Origin of the sequence: Pseudomonas sp. ANT_H4 (assembly GCF_008369295.1) — a bacterium.
Taxonomy (GTDB): Bacteria; Pseudomonadota; Gammaproteobacteria; order Pseudomonadales; family Pseudomonadaceae; genus Aquipseudomonas.
Genome location: NZ_VOBG01000065.1, coordinates 1 through 2215 on the forward strand (window position 1 = coordinate 1; position 2215 = coordinate 2215).

Annotated in this window: 3 protein-coding genes; 2 read left to right on the plus strand and 1 reads right to left on the minus strand. The window is 48.1% G+C overall.

The window, feature by feature from the left end:
* The first annotated feature begins 162 nt into the window (after positions 1-162).
* A complete protein-coding gene (locus tag FQ182_RS29480; RefSeq protein ID WP_149415353.1) occupies positions 163-840 on the plus strand; it encodes a heavy metal response regulator transcription factor in 678 nt (225 codons plus the stop codon).
* Positions 841-1124: 284 nt separating this feature from the next.
* Positions 1125-1454: a DUF2790 domain-containing protein gene (locus FQ182_RS29485; protein ID WP_149415354.1), complete on the plus strand. Its 330-nt coding sequence runs from the start codon at positions 1125-1127 to the stop codon at positions 1452-1454.
* Between the two features lie 41 nt (positions 1455-1495).
* Here the strand turns inward: FQ182_RS29485 and FQ182_RS29490 are convergent.
* Positions 1496-2215: heavy metal sensor histidine kinase (locus FQ182_RS29490; RefSeq protein WP_149415355.1), on the minus strand; the 720-nt coding region annotated here is incomplete at its 5' end.

A 2215-nucleotide genomic window follows, 5' to 3' on the forward strand; every position in this document is an offset into this window, starting at 1 on the left:
CAGGCTGAAGCCTTGGGCATGACTGATTTGAATGGTGGCGCGCTCTTCAACGCTGAGTTCGGTATAAGACATAGGGGCAGCACCGTACCGGAAAGGTCAGGTGTTGCACTCAGTTTTTGCCGCCGCCATGTTTTATTATTTAGTATCGAGATTTTATGAAAAATGCGTATTTTGATAATAGAAGACGAGCTGAAAACCGCCCATTATTTACATCAGGGGCTGACTGAAAGCGGATTTGTCGTTGATTGCGTCGCCAGCGGAATCGATGGCTTACGCTTAGTATCCCAACAGGCTTATGATCTTGTAGTGCTCGACGCGAACCTACCGCAACGTGACGATTGGGGTTTACTTGTAAGCATTCGCAAGGTCATTATTGCGCCTATCATGATACTTACCGTTAAAGGTAGTCTGGAGGACAAAATCAAAGGGTTCGACCTAGGCGCCGACGATTACATGGTCAAACCAATTGAGTTTCCAGAACTGTTGGCCCGAGTACGTACTCTGATGCGTCGCACTGAATTGTCGGCATTGCCCGATGTGCTGTGTGTCGGCGACCTGGAACTCGATCTGGGCAGACACCGGACCTGTCGCGCCAAGCAGCGGATTGAACTGACCAACAAGGAGTTCGCCTTGCTACACCTCTTGATGCGCCAGACTGGTACGACGCTGTCGCGCAAGCAAATCATGTCCTCTCTCTGGGGGCTGAATGCTGATTGCGACACCAATGTTGTTGAAGTAGCAATGAGAAGGCTTCGGGCTAAGATTGATGATCCTTTTGACAAGAAGCTAATCCATACCTTGCGTGGTGTTGGATATGTTCTCGAAACGCGTGATCAATGAGCCCTCTTAATCCTTCGAATTTTGAAGTCGTGTGAAATAATCGACATTCAATTTAAATTCAGAATGCACAAATATTTCATCTAATAGTAAGTTTTATAGGATTCCCGAATGGCTCCTGGGTGGGACGGTACTGCGCTTGGCAGATTTTGATATCTCACTAAGCTTTTGAGACTAACGGGTGGAAATTACAAATAAGTGATTTTTCTGAAATGAGTCAGAAAGGTTTATCTCGTTAAACTTACGTAAGTTTAACAGCTTTGTAACCACTTCAAAGAGACTCTGCGATGAGCGCTTTAAAATTAAGTGCTGTTGCGCTGACGCTATCATTGTCTTCGATAACATTCGCTGAAAGCCGTGGTGATCGCAACGATAACGCCATGGAAGCAAATCAGAAAACAAAGGCAGCCTACGCAGCTCAAAAAGGCAAGACAGCTCCGGAAGTTCAGAAATATCGTGATGGAATGAAGCTTGATATCGCAAAAGTGGTGAGTACGACCCCACCAATTCGCTCTTGCAACATTGTACCTTTTCGAATGACCTATGAGGACTCAGCTGGAAAGCTTCACACTATTGAATACCAAATTATGGGTGTGTGTCGTAACACGCACGAATGAACGGATGACGTGAATAAGGGCTGTTTTTTCAATGGTTGGTGTCACCAGCTGGTGTGTCCATGGATGTTTGGAAAACCCAGCTTGAAGGTCGTGATCTTGCCTGGGCAGCTATTAACTTCTGCGACTCCCTGATGCAAACTCATGATTGATTTCACAATGGCTAAACCAAGCCCGGTACTTCCTTCAGCGCGCGAATGATGAGTGTCAACTCGATAAAAACGATCGAATAAGTGCGGTAGGTGTTGAGGTTCAATACCTGCGCCTGGGTTGGCTACATGTAGCGAGACTTCTGTGGCATGGACTTCGATGGTGATTGTGATGGCTTGGCCTACTGGGCAATGGCGGATTGCATTGGACATCAGGTTGGAAATTGCCCGCTGAATCATCAACCGATCACCAATGGTCGACCCCCTGCCAGTAACGCTCACGCTGATCTGTTTATCTTCCGCCGACAGTGAAAACAGATTGATGACCTTCAAGGCTTCATCCTCCAGAGCAATGGTCTCAAACGGAACCAGCGCAGCGGGATGACTGACCTGTGCCAGGAAAAGCATGTCCGAGACAATCCGGGCTACGCGCCCAAGCTCTTCGGTGGAGGACTCCAAAACCGCTTTGTACTCCTCGGCCGGCCTCACCCGGGACAACGTCACCTGGGCTTTGCCCATCAGGTTGGAAATGGGTGCTCGTAGTTCGTGGGCCAAGTCATCGGAGAACTGCGACAACTGCTGAACATCGCTGTCTAGTCGGTGCAGCATGAAGTT

Coding starts and splice junctions, on each gene's coding strand:
- FQ182_RS29485 (WP_149415354.1), top strand. CDS start 1,125: ATGAGCGCTTTAAAATTAAGTGCTGTTGCGCTGACGCTATCATTGTCT.
- FQ182_RS29480 (WP_149415353.1), top strand. CDS start 163: ATGCGTATTTTGATAATAGAAGACGAGCTGAAAACCGCCCATTATTTA.